This window comes from Nitrospirota bacterium, assembly GCA_016214855.1.
Classification (GTDB): Bacteria; Nitrospirota; Thermodesulfovibrionia; order Thermodesulfovibrionales; family UBA6898; genus UBA6898.
Genome location: JACRMT010000023.1, coordinates 71,265 through 91,774 on the forward strand (window position 1 = coordinate 71,265; position 20,510 = coordinate 91,774).

Below are 20,510 nucleotides of genomic sequence, written 5' to 3' on the forward strand. Positions count from 1 at the left end.
CTCATGTTTTTGGTGCGGTTGCACCGCTCTGTTTTATCTCAGAATATTTATTCAGATATTCCCGCACCACAGCGATGTACGTGCCGTGGCTCCAGGTCAAGGGAGAGACCGAAAGGGGCTCGTTGGTGTTCGGATTGACCTGCTCTGCAAGCACGCCGCTCGGCAGGGCATGCTGTTCCACCCAGTGCATGATCGCCAACGCCTTTTGCAGTTCATCCTGATCCTTTGCCGCAGCGATGTAATACTGGGCCAGCCAGAGCGTTGCCACAAACCAGGGATTTCCGGGCCCATCATCATTGACACGATAGTATTGATCATGTTCATAGCGCGCCAGGCCGCCTACACCGGTTCTGCACCACAAGATATCATAAACCTGCTCCATCGTATGTATTACTCTCTGATCGTCAGAAGCATAGGCGCCAAATGCAAATATCCCGTATAGGCTGGCATCCACCGTTGCGTCAATGTCCAGAGTGCCGTCTTTTCTGAAATTGATCATACGGGCAAAGCGCTTTTCTTTCTCGAGATAAAGATATCTGTCCATTGCCTGACGCATCTGTTTTGCCCCTTCGCGATATTCCTGCGCCAGATCGGTCTCGCCAAAGGCCTCAGTAAAATTCGCCGCTGCCATTAGGCCGCCGTATACTGCAGAAACGGTAAAGGTAAGTATGCCCTGCCGCTCTTCCCAGAGGTCATAACTGGGCAGGGGAAGTCCGGTTCTTGTGTCCCGGTAATTCATCATAAAATCCGCCGCATTCTTTATCAGAGGCTTATAAAGCGGCTTGATAAATTCTATATCCCTATACATATTATAGTGATTCCATAACGCCCAGATCACGAGCGCTGTCTCATCTTCCTGAATGGGAAGCTGCGGCTTACCGTCTTTCAGCCAGGGATGCCAGGAGCTTGCCAGGGATCCGGACGGCGTGTATTTGTGAAGGAAGTAACCGTCCCTTTCAATCAGCTTTGCAGAGAAGGCAAAGAAATTTCTGGACAGTTCGAAATGTCCTGCCAGATCGAGGGCATAAGCAACCAAGGCTGCGTCACGGGGCCATACATAGCTGTAGGTATCGCGGTTATATTGGATGACATCAGAGTCGTTTGCCGCAATAATGCTGCCGCAGTTGTTTATTTGGCTGCGGCAGATCAGAAGGCTTCTCTGATAAAGACGTTTTATATTCTCCGGCAGAAGGCTGTCATGCAGGTCTTCCTTATTTGCCCAGAGCTTCCAGTAATCTACGGTGCGTTTTATGAAGATCTCAGGCTTCCTCTTAGTGACCTGACTGTTGAGACTGTTCACCTCATTCCAGTTCTTTCCGGCGCATATCCAGTAATAGATCGTCTCCTGCTCTCCTGCCTTAAGCCTCAGATGTATGGCGATCACCGAATCCACAGAGCCCTGTGCGATCGGGTTGCCGCCGAGCAGACCGTCTTCAGCATCTCTCCAGGTCCCTACGTCATTATTGAATTCCTTGTTGCCGGTAGCGAAATGATCTATGCCAAATTTCTTGTTGGCATAGGCATTGATCAGGAAATGACGTTCGCCTTTATAGTGATGTATGCCGCCTGCCTCAGGCCGGTACGCAGCAGTATTGCCGAATTCATTGTTGTAGATATGAAGATCGTGCGACAGGAACAGGCGCACCTCTCTGTCCTCATCCGCGAGGTTCTCGACGACCAGCTTTTTGAAGTATATGTTCTCATGAAAATCGACGAGGTCAAGGGCAACAATGCGCAGCGTTAACGCATCATTGATCAGCTCTACGCTGGAGGCCAGCGAATCATCAAGATAATCCATCCTTATCTTCCAGCCATGAGGGACCCAGCTGAATCTGTTGTCTGTCCAAACGCCGAGCCGAAAGGGTTCTCCCCTGGTGTGGTTTTCTTCGCCGACATGGGGATAATGAAACTCACGCAGCTGGTAATTCTTATCAAAAGCGATCAGGATGTTCCCGTTGCCTATGGGGATGTCTCTTGGCATGGTCTGGCTTATTCTCCTCTCTGCGTGCTAAAACCGAATTGCGAGCGCCTTTGCCGTTTCCCGCGCCCCGGCAATGGCCTTTTCCTGAAGCTCAGCCCCCAGATCGGTCGGTTGGGCCGTGATAAATTCGATATCTTTAATCCCCACATAACCGAATATCATGCGCAGATACGGCTCCTGATAATCAAAAGGCCGCATCTCGTCTGAAGCGTATTCACCCCCGCGGCTCGTGATCACGACCATCTTCCGGTTCGGGGCGAGACCCTCGACACCCGTCTCTGTATAACGGAAAAGATATCGGGGCTGAACAATAATATCAATATAGTGTTTCAGCATATAGGGGATGCTGAAGTTCCACATGGGCGTACTGATAAGATAGGCGTCAGCCGACAGGAACCGCTCGATATGCGATATGATCTCCTGCCATGCCTCCCTTAACTCGCCGTATAGCTCATTGCCTCCGAGCAGCACGTATTTGCCATCCACTCTCTTTGTATTGAGGGAGGGAAGCTCTTCTGCTGCCAGGTTCAATTCTTCCATTACCCAGTCAGGATGTGTTGTGCGGAATGATTCGAGAAATGCCTCTGATACACGTAATGTGCGGGAATCGTCGCCCCGGGGTGTGGCAATAATGTGCAACAGTTTTTTCATGATCTGCTCTCTTGTTGAAGGATATCGTTCTCTGTTTTAGATTATACGTCATTGAGGACGTATTGCATAGATAGTGAGGGTTATTTGACCTCGAAGGTAACAACATCTCGTGAACATCACGTAACTGGTAAGATATAAGGGAGGAAAATTGGGGGCGCCTGTACGCTGAGGAGATAGACATGGCTATTGACGCGAAAATTGAAGGAACCAGGCTCATTATCACGTGCGACCTGGAGGAGCCTAAACCGAGCGCATCAGGAAAAACACTTGTTGTGGTCAGTACAAGAGGCAATATGAAGACAGACTGCATGGTAAACGGCAAACCCCTGACAATCGGATTGAACGCATATATCTCCAAATAGACAGATGCAATAAAGACGAGGTGGAGATCAAAAAGGGAATTAGTCTATGTGATAGTTCGGTTGCGCTGTTATTGAAGACATTAAGAAATGAACCAACTGATCAATAGAAAAGTTGGTGCCGAAGGGGGGACTCGAACCCCCACAGCGTTTCCACCACCAGAACCTGAATCTGGCGCGTCTGCCAATTCCGCCACTTCGGCACGAAGGTTACTATATTAATCTCCAAAAGGGATCTTGTCAACCTGGGGAAAGCTCATAACTTACGGTGCGGATTCATTCTGTAATGATGATCTGCTCTTTATTGCAAGGCCGGGAAGAACAGTTACCCTGAGACTCCCGGCACTCTTCAGCTGAGTTCTTTTCTCCAGACTGAAAATGAAATAGCCCTTTGCCCTCGCCCAGTTCCTTATGGCATGCCGCAATACAGGCCCCGCAGTTCACGCAGGAGATGTCGCGTTTGTTCATTCTCGGCAGAACATTCATAAAACATGCCTTTTCACAGCCCTTGCAGTTCGTGCATTCATCGGCGCGTTCATTGTTCATCCTCACCCGCAGGGAAACAGGACTTGTCCAGCCAAAAAGCATCTGCATAAGCCCGGCAGCACAAATATATTTGCAGAGTGAATGGCGCACCAGGATCGATGTGACCAGCATATAGATAGAAACACCAATAATACCGGCCTTTACGCCGAAGGTAAAGTTCCAGCTCATGATCTGGGCCCAGATGGTCTTGGGAGCAACAAGATAACCCGTAAGCGCCACTCCGCCGATCAACGGAAGAACAACCATGCTCAGGAGGGCAATGAGCACATAGAGAAATTTCCTCTCTCCTGATACCTCTGGATCATTCGGCCTCTTCACAAAAAGGCTTCTGCGTCCGAGAAACTTGAGCGTAAGATTGTCGGCCAGCTCAAAAAGCGTTCCCTCAGGGCAGAACCAGCCGCAGAAGAACCTGCCGCTCAGAAACCCCAGAAGAGGAAAGATAGCCAGAAACACGATCCAGGGCAGGATAGCCTTCAGAAATATCTGAAAAGCAACATGGCCTGCTGCGCGAACACTGTGGTCAGCATAGAACGCCTCTTTCAATCCAAGGCTCCAAACCTGTCCGAAAATGATCAGTTCTTTTGTGGCAGTGTCATACCTGAATATATTCAGCACAGGCATAAGGAAAACGAGCAGGATAAAGGCTATCTGGGTTGTTCTTCTGTAAACGGTAATGTTCATGATGTAACTCTACCACTGAAGCCGGAGCACTGCCATGATTTACGTCATACAGAACAAAAAGATAGGAAAAGGGGGAGGCTGCCCCGGTTTATTGGAGGGGACAGGGGCAGCCTCTGGGGACAATAATATTATATATCGTACTATGATTTTTTAATAGGGGATATGATGTAAATCATATTTTCTTGATAAGTTATGCCCGGCGTACCAGAGCTCTGACAAAGACGACCAGGGGGGGGACCGGATTCATGCGGGCAAGAAAATAAAATATCCTTTTATGAAAGGGGGTTACGTCTTTTTTATAAGATTCAGGCTCCGAGGCATGTCGAATCAGAATAATCCAGGGGGGCAGATGCAACCGCCCCCCTGATTGATAAGAGCTGATAAAAAATGTTACGCCCTTTCCGGCGCGGCTGATACTGCCGGAGCAGGTCCCTTGCCGAGTCTGAAGAAGTCAATTACAAAGATACCAACACCGATCAGGAAGCCTACACCAAAGATCGCGCGCAGGACCCAGAACCAGAGGTTATAGTTTGCCTTTACCGCCACATAGTCAAGACCCATCAGCCTTTCCATATAGACCTGAACCATGCCGGCCCCTGTGATCGTCAGAACGATAAAGACCATAGAGATGGTCATCCACCAAAAAGATGTAAAGGCGCGGGATGCGTCAAACGACTTCACACCGCGTATTGCAGGAAGCGTTATATAGATCATGGCCATGACAAGCAGGACATATGCGCCATAAAATGCAAGATGGCCGTGCGCGGTCGTGATCTGGGTCCCATGCGTCCACTTGTTGATCTGGGGAAGCGTGTGGATGATCCCCCACAACCCTGCTCCCACAAAGTTAAAGATAGCATGGGCAACCGTATAGTACAAGCCTGCCTTGTTCTCTACGTTCCTGGCCTCTCTTGTAGTTCTGAATGCATCCCAGACCATGAAGAGCAACGGAAGAGGTTCAAGCGAGCTGAAGATACCGCCGACCCAGAGCCAGTAGCTTGGGGTGCCGATCCAGTAATAATGATGGCCTGTGCCGAGGATGCCGGTGAACATAACGAACCCCACCTCGATATACATCCATTTCTCGACAACCTCTCTCTTGGCGCCTACAACCTTCATAAGCATAAAGGCAAGAAGAGCACCGGCGATGACCTCCCATGCACCTTCAACCCAGAGATGGATGACCCACCACCACCAGAACTGGTCCTTTACCATACTTTTGCTGTAGAACATGCCCGGCAGATACATCAGGGCAAGCACCAGAAGGCCGCCGACAAGCGTGCCCTGTATGCCGGTCCATTTCTTTGTCTTCATCATGGTCATGAAATTAATAAATAGAAAGAGCAGGACCGAAATAACGATCAGCGCGTCTGCCCAGCGCGGGGCCTCGATATATTCCCTGCCCTCATTCAGCGGATTAATGCCCATGATCGGACTGTTGGCCTGGGGATTCAGCCCCATCCAGATATAGCCCAGCACAACAGCAGTGATCGCCACGACCGTTGCCCAGAATTGGAGCTTTGCAAGGGGCAGGCTCCAGAGCTCTGTCTCAGACTCCTCAGGCACAACATAGTATGTTGCTCCCATCAGGCCGCTAAGAAGCCAGACAACAAGGGCGTTGATATGCAGGGTCCTGATCGTGTTGAAGTTCAGGATAAAGAAACTCGGCCAGATGAACTGGAGAGCTGCGATGATCCCGACCAGCACCTGGACCAGGAACAGGACGACCGCAAAGGTATAGAAGTATTCTGCTATCTTTTGACTTTGATATTTCACACTCATGGTATCACCTCCTATTTCAATGTAAGCATGTAATCGGTTAATTTTTCGATCTCAGACTCAGGCGCCTCAACCTTTGGCATGGCCGAGTTTTTAACAAAAGCGGCAGGGTCCTTGAAGTGGCCGACGAGCCACGTCCTGTCGTGCTTTGCACCGACCCTGGTAAGATCAGGTCCTGTTGTGCCGCCGATGCCGTTGATCGTATGGCATGCAGAGCATCCATGGGACTGATAGAGCTTCTGGCCTTCTGTAAGCTCCCTGCCTGCGACCCCTCCTGCTGCTGCCAGGATCGGTTTTGGCGGCCATCCGTTGGTATCAACCTTGGAAGTCCAGTCCAGGAAGACGATAAGATCATCAGCCTCCTCAGACCTGATACCGAGCTTTGGCATGGATGCGTTGGGGTTTGCAGATTTCGGGTCCATCAGGAACTGCTTGAGATAGCTTTTCGGCTTGTTCAACGTTGTCTTGGTCAGATCAGGTGCGAAATACGATCCGTTCCCGAAGATCGTATGGCAGCCGATGCAGTCATACTTGTGCCAGACCATCTTTCCGGCGTTCACCTTCTCCGTGATTTCAGGGGCCCTCTTATCCAGCTTTCCCATGGTGTCATAGGTCAGCCCTAAAAAGATCGCAAAGAAAAAGAGACTGCCGAGAATGAAAAGATTTCTTGCTGCTTTGTTGCTCATGAGGAACACCTCCTTTGTTTTTTCTGCTTTTACCATAGCAGGCAGCGCCGCATACTGGTATGATGCTAATCATATGCATCTGACTCATAAGCAGGTAGGGTAAAAGTAAAAGATTTACGGTAAAAACAGCGTGAGGCATAGAGACAATGTCACCTGATGAACAAACACCCATGCAGAAAAAAGATGTAGTGGTTCCCCTGGAAGTTTCTGACGCTGACATCTATGAGGCGATGAAGGATATCCCCGGATATCTCGACATCACTCCTGCTGACCTGAAAGAGATATTCCGCTTTGCATACCGCCATGCAATCGACCGGCTCAGCCGCTCAGTAAGAGCCGCGGAGATCATGACAAGGGCCGTGTACTTTGTAAAGACACATACCCCGCTCAGGGATGTTGCAGAGATCATGGCAGAAAAGAGAATCTCCGGTGTACCTGTCCTTGACGAGACAGGGAGCGTTACCGGGATCATCTCGGAAAAAGATTTTCTGGTCTCTATGGGCAGCTCAGATACAGAACATGTAATGGGCATCATTTCTGCGTGCCTGGATGGAAAGGGATGTTTGGCAGCCCCGATCCGCAGCAAAAAAGCCTCTGACATCATGGCGTCACCAGCAATAACCGTTCAGGAGGAAAGCTCAGCCTTTGAGATCATAGACCTCTTCAATAAGAAGAATATCAACCGGGTGCCGGTTGTTGACGGTTCAGGCAAACTGACAGGCATTGTTTCGCGAGCCGATATCCTGAAGGCTCAGCTGATCAGGCGGCAATAACGTGCTGAAGGCTTATTTTGAAAAGATGAAGGGTACGACCAAGAGCCCTCCCCGCGTCAGTCTATCGGAGATCGCCTGGTCCTGGCTCGGAGCGTTCCTCGGCATCGGATTTATATCTTTTGCCAATTACCATATTTTTGAAAAAATAGATCTGCTGATGATCGTGGGCTCCTTTGGCGCCTCTGCAGTGCTGATCTATGGAGCGATCAAGAGTCCTCTTGCGCAGCCAAGAAACCTCATAGGAGGCCATCTCTTTTCAGCGATCGCAGGTGTAGCATCATACCAGGTCTTTCACAGCCATATCTGGCTCGCAGCAGCAGTCGCTGTTGCCACGGCAATAGCGGTCATGCATGCAACGAAAACGCTCCATCCGCCGGGCGGTGCAACCGCGCTCATTGCGGTCATCGGAGGGGAGAAGATCCATAATCTCGGGTTCATGTATGCGATCTTCCCGGTTGGCGGAGGCGTGCTGATCATGCTGATCATCGCCCTGCTGGTGAATAACATCTCGAAGAACAGACGCTATCCGGAGTTCTGGCTTTAATCGATACGTCAGCAGTGTTTTTCCAATCAGGCGATCAGCTTCTCTCTGACTGCTGCAAGGCCCGGACAGCTTCACTGCAGGATCTGCAGGCGAGGAGTTTTGTTGTTATAGCATCAAGAGGATGATCGACCTTCTTACCTGACTTGTCTGCAAACAACGAGATCAGTTTCGCAGGACCATCCGTCACTCCCTCTGGCAGGCTGAATTCCCATACGGTCTTATAGGGAATGATACCAGCTAACAGTTTTATTACCTTGATGCTATGGACAGGGTGGTTTGCAACAGAGATGAGAATCCGTTCTCTGCTGTCAAACCTGATCTGACTAAAACAATGCCGGGCCGTGTTCTGATATGCAATAACCTTGCTCATCTATTATTTTATCAAAATCACCTGACATCTTCCAATCCCTAAGAACCTACGAAGCCATCAATAAAAACTGCTACAGTTCGCAGATGCCGTCTTTCTGGCATCTGTCCTCTTTTGCCTTCTGATCGAGCCGCATCTTCTTCCGTGTGAGGGCCTCCTGGTTTCTCCGCCTCTCGTCGTCAGTTTCAAAGATCAGAGGAGGCACTGCCCGAGGCCTGCAGTTTTCGTCAAGGGCAACAAAGGTCAGATAGGCTGACGAGGTATGTCTGACCTCTCCGGTAATGAAGTTTTCTGCCTCCACCCTTACGCCGACCTCCATGGAAGTTCTGCCGGCCATGTTGATGCTCGCCTTCAGGAAGACCAGGTCTCCCACGAAGACAGGATGGTGAAAATCAAGCCGGTCAAGAGAGGCGGTAACCGTGTTTGAGCGGGCATGCCTGCTTGCCACGACTGCGGCAGCCGTGTCAATGAGCTTCATGATCACGCCTCCATGCACATTACCGGCCGGGTTCGCATCCTGGGGCAGCATCACCTGCGCCATGGTGACACTTGTTTCCCTGACTGTCTTACCGTTCGTCACTATTTCTTGTCCTTCTTTGGCCCAGCCGGTTTGATCGAAAATCTGCCGAAAGAAATGCCGAGGTCAATGCCTTTGCCTGTTCCGGCAAGAGCAAGAGAGACCTCTCCCTTAGTGAGCACCTGTGCACCGGCAGACTTTACAACTCCTGCATGCGCTTCTGCCTTTGCATAGGCGCCATAGAGCTCCGAGATATCAGATACGCCGGAGAACGTGCCTGTACCTTTCAGGCTGGATTTCCCTGCCGTGAGTCCTCCGCCTTTTGTATCGATCACTACCTTTGCTGACTGTCCGTTGTCGCAGGTGATAGTGGCCGCTCCTGTGGCAGTCTGATAAATGGCTGACCATCCGCGAAGACTGAAATGCATCTTGCATTTCGTCTCAGCGGCTTCAGCCGCAGAACTGCCGAGGGACAACCCGGATCCGACAAATATCCAAAAAATTAAAAAAACGGGAAGAATCTTTCTTTTTATCATGACATCTCCTTTCCTCAATAAAATCGAGGGCAGCTTTCAGCCGGCCTGGCCGAAATTATTTATGAACTGGCCTACCTGCATACCGAGATAGACGCATTTTATGCCGTCCATGCATTCATCTGCATCCTTTTTTTCGAGGTGCGTGGTGAGTTCATGGCTGCCCTTTTTAAACTTCAGTATATAGGCATTCTTTTCGCTGCTGAAATCGAGACTCGTTGATATTCCATACTTCTCGATCTCCGGAAACATCTCCATGATCTTATCTTTGAGCGCCACATTCGTATATCCCATATTTCCTCCTTCTCACTTCTCAAAATTTATTCTTGCCAGCTGATCGCCTGAACAGGGCAGACATCGATCGCCTCCTGGCAATTGCAGGCAGCGCATTTTTCCGCACCAACAACCCACGCCTTGTCATCCCTCATCTGAAAGACCTCAGGACAGATCTCCGGGCATGACCCGCAGCCGATGCATGCTTCATAGTCAACAACCGGTTTTTTCATGAGATATGCCTCCTGTAATTGTCAGTATATCACTGCAGCGCCAAAAACGATCCGTCTTTTTTGCATCATCACCACCATCTCCAGAGGGAGATGATAAAAACGATCGAAAAGATAAGAAAAAGGTTCATGTAAGCAAAGAAGTAAAAGATCCTTATCTGGAGCGGTGTTTTCTTCTCAGCCCCCTGAATCAGCTTCCCAATAACAGGCATGTTGAGGATCTTGTCTTCCTGGTGCGGCGCTGTTTTCAGAACATCAGTCATGTCGATCCCCGCAGCATGCTTTCTGAAATGGCTGCCATCCTTCCAGAGTCTGCTTGCAGAGACATCATAGATAGTGCCCTGATATGCCACATACGCAGGCCGCCCCTCTTTCCCGTCGAACGGTGAGAGCTGATCATGGGTAAGGTCCTGCGGGCTCTGTTTAAGTTCACTCTGTTTCTTCCTGCGCAGCCTCGGTCCCACAACAAAGGTAACAAATACGGCTGTTGATACCATTATGAGAAAGAGGATGACCTTGATCGTCAAAAGAATGCCGAACCGCGTATGGAAGAGCATCTGCCAGGTCGGCACCCGGGCGATCGAAAGAAGGGTGCCGGTCACTGCCATAATTATGATCGATCCCCAGCCGAGCATCAATTCTCCTCTGGGCAGTCCTCCTGCAGCATAGGCCGGCTTCAGGACAATATGAACATAGATAATGGTTCCGAACCAGACAATAGCTGTCATGGTATGGAGATAGCCAATGATGAACCGGATCACGTGCTGGGCCGGATTAAGCACCCGGTACTGTCCTTTTATCCTGAGATCATCCTTGAATGACTCTCCCTTCTGCGTGAGTTTTCCGCCGCCTGTGGGATCGACATGGCAGTCACTGCATATCCTGCCGGTCTGTCCCGCATACTCGGTAGTGCAGAAACCGCTTGTTGGAGAGAAGATAATAATAGACAGGAATATGAGCACCACTACATTACGACGGATTATCATTCACCCTTATCTCCTCTGCATGACATATGCAAGCGTATATCTGATATCAGAGGCGAATTTCAGTCCCAGGAGAGAAGCCGTCTTTCTCCTGTCAGGGCACGTATTTCTGTCACATCCTGGCTCACCTCAAGGGTGCCGCGGTATTTGCCTTTTGTATCGCGCACGGCAAAATACCTGATCAGAATGAACCTGCCGCGCATCTGTATCCAGAAGTCAGCATCGTCTTTTTCCCCTCGTTTGAAGGCTTCGAGGATCTTTTCGACAATATCAACGCTCCTGGGCGGATGGCAGTTCTGGACCTTCCTGCCGATGATGCCGGGACTCCTCGGGAAAATACGGTCCTGCGTAGCAGAGTAATAGACCACTTCATCGTTTTCGTTCACAAATGATACATCAACCGGCAGATGGGTCAGCAAGAGATTTACCTGCTCAGGCGTGATCTGGCCCGTATCAAGGTTAATGCTGCCAACCTTTTCTTCAGCGAGCGCCAACCCGGACATGCCGGATGGTACCCACTCATCCACCTTATCAAGCCAGGCAAAACCTATCTCCTCTTCGCCCTTTTTGACCTTGAACCAGTCCTCATCGCTCAGTGTTTCGAGCGCCATGGGATAGAGAATATGTTCTTCCTTGTAGATCATGTCATTGATCATGGTAATAAGTGTCTTGATCTCCAGGTCTTTGACTGTCTTGTCAACTGCTCCTGCTTTTACATGTCTGAGCATGTCGCGTATGTCGTCATGAAGCGCCCACATGACCTTGGACGGTCCGGTAATGCCCTTTGTCTCAAGGATCGGAAAGAGCTGATTTTCCTTCCTTGCATAATGTTTTTCTATCGGAGAGAGCTTTTCGATAAGGTGCGGCAGGCCGGCCTTATCTTTGAGCCCTTCCAGCTCCTGCGTGATGGACTCAGTGTGACGGTTTTCGAGCATAAGGGTATGGACAGGATGACCCACAGGCAGGCCGGGTAGGGTCTTTTTTTCAAGAGACTCCTTGAAGACCTCGACATGGACGCTGCAGAGCTGTTTCACCTCCTGCTCAGGCATGCCCTCGCTTATCAGTTTCTGCTCCATCTGAGCGATCTCATAGGGCGACACGTCCTTGATCAATTCCAGGAATCTCTTTTTCAGGATCCCGATATCAACGCCCTTATGGATATCCCTGATGATCCCCTTCAGGATCTCTTCCCTGTTTTCAGGCGATGTTTCATCGCTCTTAATTGATATGATCTCGTTGGTCATCTTTCGGATCTCCCCGGCAATACCCTGCATGAGAGCATCGAGATCAACGCCGCCCACAAGGGCAGCCTGATTCAGCGTCGCCATTCTGCCGAGGGTATTTCGCATAAGGGGATTATCAAGAGCCTTAAAATTCGTATTCAGTTTGGTGAGATAGTCCTTGATAAAGGGATACTGGGAAAGCAGCGCAGCGATCTTTGTCCTTGAACTCAGTTCCATGAAAATCCCTCCAATAATAATGTGGCCTGCTTCGGGTCCGTCTTTAACAGTCTATCATAATTATCTTTTGTTCTTATGGAGCATTGATTAAATAACCACTTCCCCTGAAGAAAGAGGGAACATGTGCCGATCAGGTACAGACGCTATCCTTTGCCAAACGGGCAGACAGGGTATCGGCAGACCTCACAGTTCATGCAGAGGCCGCCGTGGCCGAGCTCAGCAAGTTCTTTCCTTCCTATCTTTTCTCCTGCAAGCACCCGTGGAAGCATCAGGTCAAAGATCGTGGTCTTATGATACATGCCGCAGGCAGGGATACCCAAGACCGTGACGCGTGATGCGTAATGCGTGATCTGTGACTGCCTGTCTTTTTCTTCGATCTGAGCGCTGAGTGCTGAAGGCTGAGTGCTGCTGTCAAGATACGCTATCAGAAACATGGCTCCGGGCAGTACTGCTGAGCCGTATGTGATATCAGAAGCACCAAGATTCCGTATGGCAAAGCGTGTGACATCATCAGGGTCAACCGACATGCCGCCGGTGGTGATCAGCAGGTCGCAGCCTGCATCGATCAGTTCCCTGAGTCTTGCTTCTATATACGACTCATCATCAGGGGCAAAGTATATGCCGGAGACCTCTCCACCATATTCCTCAAGCTTCTTTTTTATTACAGGCCCGAATGCATCCTGAATCCTGCCGTAGTAAACTTCATTGCCCGTTATAACAACGCCGACCTTCGGTCTTCGGATCTCCTTTACTTCAATTATCTTATGCCCATTATTCGCAATAGCGACAGCGCACTCAATCACCTCTTTTTTAACCACCAGTGGGATCGCTCTTGTGCCCGCTACAGTCTGGCCCTCTTTTACAACAGTATTATTATGAAGAGTGGCACACATGATATCGCCTGACATATTGAACTGATGCAGCAATTCCCTGTCGATCTTCAGAAGTCCTGATCTCTTGGCAATAATATTGATCTTTCCTTCTCTGGGATCGCCCTGGATCTTTACTCCCTCCCCCATAAGGGCATTTGCCAGTGCATAAGCAGCCTCGTCTTCATGCATCTCATTCGGTTTGACGTCTAATACAAAGAGATGTTCCTTGCCGAGTCTCTGCAGGTGTGTGACATCCTCTGGCTGGATTATATGGCCTTTCCTGAATGCACACCCTTTAAATTGGCCGGGTGTTATCTCTGTGATGTCATGCGCCAGAACAGTGCCGACTGCATCTGCTACAGAAATGGTCTTTGTATTGGATTTGGGATTATTTTCATGGATTTCACACATGGCTGCCCCCTTTAAAAAACATTTTAAATCGTTGATCTACAAATTCGTTGATGCCTTCTTCCATTGACCGGTACTTTTTCAGAAAATCTCTTGCAGCAGGCGTCAGCACTGCTCCTCCACCGTTTTTGCCACCCGTCTGCCGCTCGATAAGTTTGAACCCAAGTCGCTCTTCCATTGCCTTAATGTAACCCCAGGCCTTTCTGTAAGAGATATTGATCTCTTTTGCCGCCTGGTTAATAGAGCCGTAATGGTCTATTGCCTCAAGCAGAAATCTTCTGCCTCGGCCAAAGACCGGCTTGCCGTCAGCCTCTATCCAGAGCTTTGATTTAATCTCCATCTTTCATTACACATCCGTTATGGAATAACTGCATAACGCTTCACGACAAAAAAACTTCATCTTGCCGGCTGCCGCTCAGACACTGTCACTTTGTCAGCAGCGACTTTGGTCGTTACAATGAGACTCTGGAGCCAGAAGACGCCTCTCAATGGCGAAACCATGCCTTTTAATGTACTCTCCACAAGCAGGCGCGCAAAGTCCTTCAGCAAGGGCAGCTCACCCTTCTCTGTATAAATGGAAAGTCCGTTGCCGTCTATATGGACCGCCACATCCCTGCAGGTGTGACCAAGGGACATAGCAATGCCCAAAAGAACATTCCCGATGTAATTTTGGGTAAATTCATTCACCGGAACGATTGTATCGTTTACAATAACGTCAGTCTGCCACCGTGTAATAGCCATTTCCTGCACATGATCTGCACAATACATTGCCATTTCTGTGCACCTCCTTCATATCTTGGACGTACTCGCCGCACTCGCGGCAGCGGACTCGACTCAGCGGCCTGCCGGGCATGTCCTCAGGCCTCACTTTAACAGTTACTTCCATCTTATCAAAGAGTTCATGATCCGTCATAATTTTGTAGGCTTCAAGCTGCGCCCTATATTTGTCTTCAATGTCAGGGAAGCAGATCTTTGCCCTGTCCCTCGCATCCTCCCTCGCAACAACACGGACAGCCCTGCCGGACTTCAGATTCAGAAAAGTGGCTGCCATCTTGCCGTAGTCCATGAATTTCATGGTCCTGTGGCCAAGACTGCAGCCGGTCACGGACTGCACTGCATCGGTCGCGCACCTATCCATTTCGACAAAGACAATGATGCTCTTTCTATCTTTTCCCTTCGGATCATTGATCCCGATCTCCCTCAGTCCGAGCATGGACATCTTCACGCCCAGCACCTGCCCCGGGCAGAGATGGCCGTGGATCCTCGCAGACTCCTCAAGAAGAGTTTCAAAATTCATTTATTTCAGAGCCCATAAATAACAATAAGTATTTAAACTGAACATAACAGGTCTTTTTTAGTATTACTCAATGCAAAAGGATTTTCACCAAGAAATCCCTTTTCTATGCTCAAAGCTTTATGAATGCAAAAGTCCTCACATAACCCGCAGCCATTACAGAGAGAACTGCTGAAATATAGGGCTCTCCGATCCTCGCTGTTTTCTATTTTCAGTGCCCCTGTAGGACACATGCCAATACAGGCGAAACAGTTATTGCAGTCTGCCGTGACCGTAACAAGGTAGAAATATCTCTTCAATAAGGTCTGAGACTCCTCTTTCGGTAACGCCTTTAAGGCCCTGTTCAATAAGTCTCTTTTTAAAGGCAGTTTTTTTGATGAATATGATTGCAAATCTTCTCCGGAATCATCACTGTCAAATAACCCGGCTGCATGTAAAAAAGTCATGTTTTTTATTGCCGTGAAAAATCCCCGCCGATCATAACCTATCTCCTGAAATATCAGATCCTCTTTCTTCTTGACGAGTTTTATCCTCTCAGAAATCATAAGGGAAGTCTTTGCCTCGATACTCTTGATCCTATTGATAAGGACATCCACAATAAACCCGTTTCTGCAGTCTGAGCATCCCGTTAAATCGATCTGCAGAGAATCCTCAAGGAATACAGAAAAAAACAGGAGATGTTCTTCTGACAAAAAACCGAGGCAGGAAGTTTTAACGTGACAGGCAGTATTTGCACTTGAGGTGCAGCCCAGAACAGGAAATGAAACAGACGCAGAGATTTTTTTAAGCCTGCCGATCAAGGAATAAAAATCGAGTCCCGTCATCTCAAAACAATCAGATGGACACGCAGAAACGCAGAGCATGCACTCAGAGCAGTTTGCCGGATCAATGTGCACATCTTCATCAATTACTATTGCCTCTGAGCGGCAGATACTTCTGCATGCTGAACACGAATTGCGATTAAAACGCATTCTCAGGCACCGTGAGCGGTTGGTTTCAATACTTTTCGCAGTGTTCAGGACCCTGTCTGCTATCTTTTCTTTAATCATCTTCAAACCTGCACATTTTCTCTCAGCAGTTCTTCTGGGAATGCATCTCCCGGATAAAATACCATCACAAAGGAAAGAGTGCAGTCTGCAAGCGATCTATAATAGCCGCTGTCTGCACCTGCCCTCAGATTATTACAGAATGGCTCAATCCAGGGCCTTAGAAATCTGCTCAGGAATAATTCCTGAGCCTTTATATGACTGAGTGCTGCTGCTATGTCAGATTTTTCAAGTGCCTCAATCTCCCTGTATATCAGATAATACATAAATTCAAGTTCTACCGTAATATGGTCAGGCAGATTCCCGAATTCTCTATCCATTGAAAGCCCGTGGGCCTCATACATTTTTATGACTTCCATCGTAGAGTCGCCCATAACTTTTCTTTCTCCGTCGAGATACACTGAACCAAACGGAGGGGCGAGAAGCTCATTGGGACCCACAAAGAGCTTTGCATAATCCACATTCAGATCTACCTCTTTTGATATTGAGAAGGCTGTCTTCATCCCGCCGGCAAAGACTGAGGCGTCGGGAGATATCTCTTTTAGCGATGATTCGAGATTTTCAAGGATACCATCCTGAAGAAATAACTCCTTCTCGGGCTGATAATAACATGCTGAAAGGAGCCTGAAGCAGTCACCTCTCACTTGTTCACGGCAGACAAATTCCTTGATATCCATCGTCACCTCTTTTGTTCAGTGTATGAAAACACGAATACACACAAGTATAAAACCGGAGTAATGGAGCGTTTAACTGCTCCATTACTCATTTACTCATTAAGCATTAGCTGCCTTTTCCTTTGAATGCTATTTATTGGCTGCAGCCTTAAAGCTCCTTATGTAATAAACATTGGGCTGCGTACCCTTTTCACCCGGCTTCAAAAGCTCGCCTTTGTTATTCTTAAGACTGACCGCTTTGTGTTTCTTGATGAGCTGGCTAACTTCACTCGCAGGATCTGATATATCTCCAAAGATCCTTGCCTTAGCAGGACATGAAGCGACACAATAAGGCAATTCGCCGTTGACCACCCTGTGTTCGCAGAACATGCATTTCTCGACCTTGCCCTTTTCTCTCACATTTGCATAGTCCGAATGCTTGTACATGGAGCGATGCGGAGGGGTGGCCCCGGCATTCTTTGACACGTCAGCGCCTGAGGAAGTACATCCCGGGATAAGTTCCTTCTTATCATGGTAAAAGGGATGAACTGCATCCTCAAAGTCATTAAAGCTGATTACGCTGTAAGCTGCCCTGCTCTTGTCCAAATCCTCAGAACTGTAGGGACATGCCTTTTGACACCGGCGGCAACCGATGCACCTTTCCTGATTGTGGATCGTCATGCCGTTTTCGTGCTTATGCATTGCCTTCGGCGTTACAGGACAGGCCTTTACACACGGCGCATCCGTACAGTGATTGCAGAGCACCGGTCTTGCGGTAAATTTCATATCAGGGAATTTGCCTTCTTCCTTCATGATGAAGTCAGCCCAGTTGAAGGCCTGCCCCTTAGTCCTGTCCTGGGTATTATTTTCTGTCTTGCAGGCTAACGCGCATGCGCCGCAGCCCACACATTTCTGCAGATCTATGACCATTCCGTATTTAGGCATTTATCATATCCTCCTTTCTTATATCTTTTCGATCTTTACGCCGGTGAAGCCGCCGTTTCTTGCCGTAGCGCCGCTAAGCCGATCAAAATCAGACGGCATAAGCTCATTATTGTTTCCGCCGCGCGCTGTCTTGCCGTATTCCCTGGCGGCAACGCGACCATAGGCCCAGTGACCCTGACCATAGCACTTTGCCACGGTTCCGGGACGCACACCTTCCCAGAGACGGGCTGAACAGGTGATGGATCCGTTGGTGGATGTCAGCCTGATCTTGTCGCCATCCTTGATCCCCAGCTTCTTTGCGTCAACCGGGTTAATCTTGGCCACGTCTTCCCAGCTTACGTCCCCTACATCAACCTTCTTGAACTCCTGATACCAGGTCGTGTTCTGGCTCCTGCCCTCCCGGTTGAGTCTCGATTTGTAGTCGATGAAGGTGAAGGGATAATCCTTCTCGCTGCCGTGACGCTTTGGAGATTCGTAATGCGGCACAAAGACCAATTCGCCCTGGGCTTCATAACCACTGGACTTCAACACGTCGTCGATGGTGGTCTTGTGCTTTTCGGCGAAAAGACCAAGGGTCTTCTTCAAGGTCACGCTGTAGAACTCGAACTTTTTGGTATCGGTCTTGAACTTGCCCCAGTTCTTCTTGTACGCATAGGTCTCGGAGTTGTAAATACCCTTTTTCTTGAAATCGGCCCAACCCGTAATCTGATCGCCCTTCATCTTCTCCTTGCCGTCCCACACCTTCGAGCTGGTGATTTTTGCGGCGATCTCGGCAAACTCAGCGGAAGTAGTCGGTTTCTTTTTGGTCTCAGGATCTTCAAACGAGGCATAGTAGTCATACAGATTGGCAAAACCCTTGGCCTTCAACTTCTCGGCCAACAGCCACATGACTTCGGTCTCTTCTGCCTTTACCTGCCAGAGAGTCTTGGCAACCGGCTGCTGAATGGAAACATGGCCATGCAGGTTGGCCATGTTGGTGACAATAGAAAGTTTCTCTGTCGGGGCAAAGGTAGAAGGCAGGACTATGTCGGCAAACTGGGTCATCTCCGACGCATTGGTTACCATATGCACAAAGAAAGGAACTTTGGCCAGAGCCTTTTCCCAGCGTTGAGCTCCTGTACAGGAGAAGGTGAAGTTGGTCCAGGAACTGATCATGATCTGGCAGGCTGCCGGATCCTTCAGCATACCGTCGGCTATGGCGTTTGTGACTACGTTTGCACTGACGCTTTCCGTAACCTTACCGTCCTTTTCCGTTTTTTTGGTATAGCCGCCCATAATGGCAGGCATATCCTTGGCGCCGCGACCGTCCAATTTTTTACTCTTGCTGCCCTTCTTTGCCACTTCATCGACAAATTCGTCTTTGATCTCAGGAAATTTATTGGTAGGCGAACCGGATGACTGGAATACCCCACCTTCTGTCTCGATGGAGCCAAGGATACCGTTTAACGCATAAACAGACATGGCTGCATAGGTTCCGCGGGGGGTCATGGCAACACCAGGCCCCATGTATACGGCACAGGCAGAGCCTGCCTTGCCCATGGCGCGGGCCACGCGTATGATCTGCTTCGCCGGTATAAGGGTAATCTTGGCGGCCCAGGCTGGGGTCTTATCCTTCAGTTCAATGTTCCACCATTTGATCAATCCGTTGGTCTGTTTCTCCATAAAGGCAGCTTCGTCAAGAGTTGCGCCTGCCTTGAACAGGTTCTTGCCATCCTTGAAGTCTCCGACAAACTCTTTGCTCCATAACCCTTCAGTCAAAAGTACATGGGCCAGAGCGCCGGCTAATGCGCCATCTTCTCCCGGCTTGAGCGGCAGCCATTCGTTGGACTTGGCGGCGATTGAGGAGAGACGAGGGTCAACAGTGATAACTGTGCCACGGTCGAATATATCGCCAAGCCTATTGATGGCGTTTGGCACCTGGCGGTTTGAAGAGAGCGGGTCGCAACCCCAGGCCACCAGACACCTGGTCTTGGCTAAATCATAGTCACGATATCCGAAAAAACCCTGAGTATAACCAGGACCCATCTTTTCTGCTTCGGCGCAGATGGCGCTATGCGAGAAATAGTTGCCGGTACCATAGATTTTGGGCAGTGTTCCGTAAAGCAGATCTGTGGATGTAGGAGAATAACGACCACGTATATAGGTAAGTTTTTCCGGATTACCGGCCCTGCGCAGTTCCAACATCTTGTCGGCTACCAGATTCAGGGCCTCGTCCCAGGTAATCGGTACAAATTTGGGGTCAATCCCTTTGCCTTTTTCCGGGTTGGTACGCTTCATCGGAACCTTGATGCGGTCAGGATCGTAGGTCTGCTGGATCATCAAATGGCCACGAGGGCAGACGTATCCGCTGTTGGCCTTGCTGAACTGATTGCCGCGCACCTTGACGACCCGTTCCTCCTGCACAAAAAACTCCACCGGGCACCAGGCTGTGCAACCCTGACAGGTTGATGGTACCCATTTCCCTGCGTCTGTGCTACCGCTGACTTTTTCGCCTGCGAACGGCTTGGGCGCCGCAGCAAAAGCATTGAGCGAAGGGCCGGCTAATGCAACTGCTGCTCCGGCGGCTACGCTCGCCCTCAGAAAATCTCTTCTCTTAATCTTCATTTCTCTTGCCTCCTTGGGTTAATTTCAAAACATGCCATTTTACATAGATACTTTTACTTCAGTTCCTTATTGACGTTTGACTCGACATCCTCTTTTCCTGCGATAGATGACCTGAAATTGGTGATCACTCCGCCGATACTCTTGCCGAGTTGGGGAAGCTTTGAAGATCCAAATAGTACAATTACAATCGTAAGCACTATTCCAAGTTCCGGCAATCCCAATCCAAACATTATTTCACCTCACGCGCAATATTAATAGACGTAAAAACTGCATTCGAGTAACCATTCAGCGAAGCGGGGAAGAATCATAACCCCTCCTCGCCTTC

24 protein-coding genes and 1 tRNA gene are annotated in these 20,510 nt (G+C 49.3%); 3 read left to right on the forward strand and 22 right to left on the reverse strand.

What is annotated here, in order from left to right:
• Nucleotide 1: 1 nt before the first annotated feature.
• Nucleotides 2-1,981, reverse strand: a complete 1,980-nt coding sequence (locus tag HZB62_16340; protein MBI5076716.1) for a glycoside hydrolase family 15 protein — start codon at nucleotides 1,979-1,981, stop codon at nucleotides 2-4.
• 27 nt (nucleotides 1,982-2,008) lie between these two features.
• Nucleotides 2,009-2,632 carry an NAD(P)H-dependent oxidoreductase gene (locus HZB62_16345; GenBank protein MBI5076717.1) on the reverse strand — a complete coding sequence of 208 codons (624 nt, stop codon included), beginning with the start codon at nucleotides 2,630-2,632 and terminating at the stop codon, nucleotides 2,009-2,011.
• Nucleotides 2,633-2,811: 179 nt separating this feature from the next.
• Between HZB62_16345 and HZB62_16350 the strand changes: the two genes are divergently transcribed.
• Nucleotides 2,812-2,994, forward strand: coding sequence for a hypothetical protein (locus HZB62_16350; GenBank protein ID MBI5076718.1), 183 nt, complete (start codon nucleotides 2,812-2,814; stop codon nucleotides 2,992-2,994).
• Nucleotides 2,995-3,107: 113 nt separating this feature from the next.
• On the opposite strand, the gene HZB62_16355 is transcribed toward HZB62_16350, so the two are convergent.
• The 4 genes from HZB62_16355 to HZB62_16370 form a co-directional block, all read right to left on the reverse strand.
• Nucleotides 3,108-3,194, reverse strand: a tRNA-Leu gene (locus HZB62_16355).
• A gap of 73 nt (nucleotides 3,195-3,267) precedes the next feature.
• Nucleotides 3,268-4,218 carry a 4Fe-4S binding protein gene (locus tag HZB62_16360; GenBank protein MBI5076719.1) on the reverse strand — a complete coding sequence of 317 codons (951 nt, stop codon included), beginning with the start codon at nucleotides 4,216-4,218 and terminating at the stop codon, nucleotides 3,268-3,270.
• Nucleotides 4,219-4,608: 390 nt separating this feature from the next.
• Complete coding sequence (locus HZB62_16365) at nucleotides 4,609-6,000, reverse strand: cbb3-type cytochrome c oxidase subunit I (GenBank protein MBI5076720.1); 1,392 nt, start codon at nucleotides 5,998-6,000, stop codon at nucleotides 4,609-4,611.
• 11 nt (nucleotides 6,001-6,011) lie between these two features.
• Nucleotides 6,012-6,683 carry a cytochrome c gene (locus HZB62_16370; GenBank protein MBI5076721.1) on the reverse strand — a complete coding sequence of 224 codons (672 nt, stop codon included), beginning with the start codon at nucleotides 6,681-6,683 and terminating at the stop codon, nucleotides 6,012-6,014.
• A 170-nt stretch (nucleotides 6,684-6,853) separates the two neighbouring features.
• Between HZB62_16370 and HZB62_16375 the strand changes: the two genes are divergently transcribed.
• Nucleotides 6,854-7,456, forward strand: coding sequence for a CBS domain-containing protein (locus tag HZB62_16375; protein ID MBI5076722.1), 603 nt, complete (start codon nucleotides 6,854-6,856; stop codon nucleotides 7,454-7,456).
• 25 nt (nucleotides 7,457-7,481) lie between these two features.
• Nucleotides 7,482-8,000, forward strand: coding sequence for an HPP family protein (locus tag HZB62_16380; protein MBI5076723.1), 519 nt, complete (start codon nucleotides 7,482-7,484; stop codon nucleotides 7,998-8,000).
• 34 nt (nucleotides 8,001-8,034) lie between these two features.
• On the opposite strand, the gene HZB62_16385 is transcribed toward HZB62_16380, so the two are convergent.
• The 16 genes from HZB62_16385 to HZB62_16460 form a co-directional block, all read right to left on the reverse strand.
• Entirely contained in the window at nucleotides 8,035-8,370 is a 336-nt protein-coding gene (locus HZB62_16385) for a hypothetical protein (GenBank protein MBI5076724.1), read from the reverse strand.
• A 70-nt stretch (nucleotides 8,371-8,440) separates the two neighbouring features.
• Complete coding sequence (locus tag HZB62_16390) at nucleotides 8,441-8,908, reverse strand: acyl-CoA thioesterase (protein ID MBI5076725.1); 468 nt, start codon at nucleotides 8,906-8,908, stop codon at nucleotides 8,441-8,443.
• Between the two features lie 38 nt (nucleotides 8,909-8,946).
• Complete coding sequence (locus HZB62_16395) at nucleotides 8,947-9,420, reverse strand: hypothetical protein (GenBank protein MBI5076726.1); 474 nt, start codon at nucleotides 9,418-9,420, stop codon at nucleotides 8,947-8,949.
• A 36-nt stretch (nucleotides 9,421-9,456) separates the two neighbouring features.
• Nucleotides 9,457-9,711, reverse strand: a complete 255-nt coding sequence (locus HZB62_16400; protein ID MBI5076727.1) for a hypothetical protein — start codon at nucleotides 9,709-9,711, stop codon at nucleotides 9,457-9,459.
• Nucleotides 9,712-9,737: 26 nt separating this feature from the next.
• Nucleotides 9,738-9,923, reverse strand: coding sequence for a ferredoxin (locus HZB62_16405; GenBank protein ID MBI5076728.1), 186 nt, complete (start codon nucleotides 9,921-9,923; stop codon nucleotides 9,738-9,740).
• A gap of 68 nt (nucleotides 9,924-9,991) precedes the next feature.
• A complete protein-coding gene (locus tag HZB62_16410) occupies nucleotides 9,992-10,906 on the reverse strand; it encodes a CopD family protein (protein ID MBI5076729.1) in 915 nt (304 codons plus the stop codon).
• Between the two features lie 59 nt (nucleotides 10,907-10,965).
• Nucleotides 10,966-12,363, reverse strand: a complete 1,398-nt coding sequence (locus HZB62_16415; GenBank protein MBI5076730.1) for a DUF438 domain-containing protein — start codon at nucleotides 12,361-12,363, stop codon at nucleotides 10,966-10,968.
• A 143-nt stretch (nucleotides 12,364-12,506) separates the two neighbouring features.
• Nucleotides 12,507-13,646, reverse strand: a complete 1,140-nt coding sequence (locus HZB62_16420; GenBank protein ID MBI5076731.1) for a molybdopterin-binding protein — start codon at nucleotides 13,644-13,646, stop codon at nucleotides 12,507-12,509.
• On the reverse strand, nucleotides 13,639-13,983 hold the full coding sequence (locus tag HZB62_16425) for a winged helix-turn-helix domain-containing protein (GenBank protein ID MBI5076732.1): 345 nt from the start codon (nucleotides 13,981-13,983) through the stop codon (nucleotides 13,639-13,641). Before HZB62_16425 ends, HZB62_16420 begins: the two co-directional genes overlap by 8 nt.
• A 56-nt stretch (nucleotides 13,984-14,039) precedes the next feature.
• Nucleotides 14,040-14,384, reverse strand: a complete 345-nt coding sequence (locus tag HZB62_16430) for a hypothetical protein (protein MBI5076733.1) — start codon at nucleotides 14,382-14,384, stop codon at nucleotides 14,040-14,042.
• Complete coding sequence (locus tag HZB62_16435; protein MBI5076734.1) at nucleotides 14,359-14,940, reverse strand: formylmethanofuran dehydrogenase; 582 nt, start codon at nucleotides 14,938-14,940, stop codon at nucleotides 14,359-14,361. Before HZB62_16435 ends, HZB62_16430 begins: the two co-directional genes overlap by 26 nt.
• A gap of 32 nt (nucleotides 14,941-14,972) precedes the next feature.
• Nucleotides 14,973-15,761, reverse strand: coding sequence for a ferredoxin family protein (locus HZB62_16440; protein ID MBI5076735.1), 789 nt, complete (start codon nucleotides 15,759-15,761; stop codon nucleotides 14,973-14,975).
• Between the two features lie 227 nt (nucleotides 15,762-15,988).
• Complete coding sequence (locus HZB62_16445; GenBank protein ID MBI5076736.1) at nucleotides 15,989-16,660, reverse strand: molecular chaperone TorD family protein; 672 nt, start codon at nucleotides 16,658-16,660, stop codon at nucleotides 15,989-15,991.
• A 126-nt stretch (nucleotides 16,661-16,786) separates the two neighbouring features.
• Nucleotides 16,787-17,581, reverse strand: coding sequence for a 4Fe-4S dicluster domain-containing protein (locus HZB62_16450; GenBank protein MBI5076737.1), 795 nt, complete (start codon nucleotides 17,579-17,581; stop codon nucleotides 16,787-16,789).
• An 18-nt stretch (nucleotides 17,582-17,599) separates the two neighbouring features.
• Nucleotides 17,600-20,185 carry a molybdopterin-dependent oxidoreductase gene (locus HZB62_16455; GenBank protein MBI5076738.1) on the reverse strand — a complete coding sequence of 862 codons (2,586 nt, stop codon included), beginning with the start codon at nucleotides 20,183-20,185 and terminating at the stop codon, nucleotides 17,600-17,602.
• A gap of 53 nt (nucleotides 20,186-20,238) precedes the next feature.
• On the reverse strand, nucleotides 20,239-20,415 hold the full coding sequence (locus HZB62_16460) for a twin-arginine translocase TatA/TatE family subunit (GenBank protein ID MBI5076739.1): 177 nt from the start codon (nucleotides 20,413-20,415) through the stop codon (nucleotides 20,239-20,241).
• Between the last annotated feature and the right edge of the window lie 95 nt (nucleotides 20,416-20,510).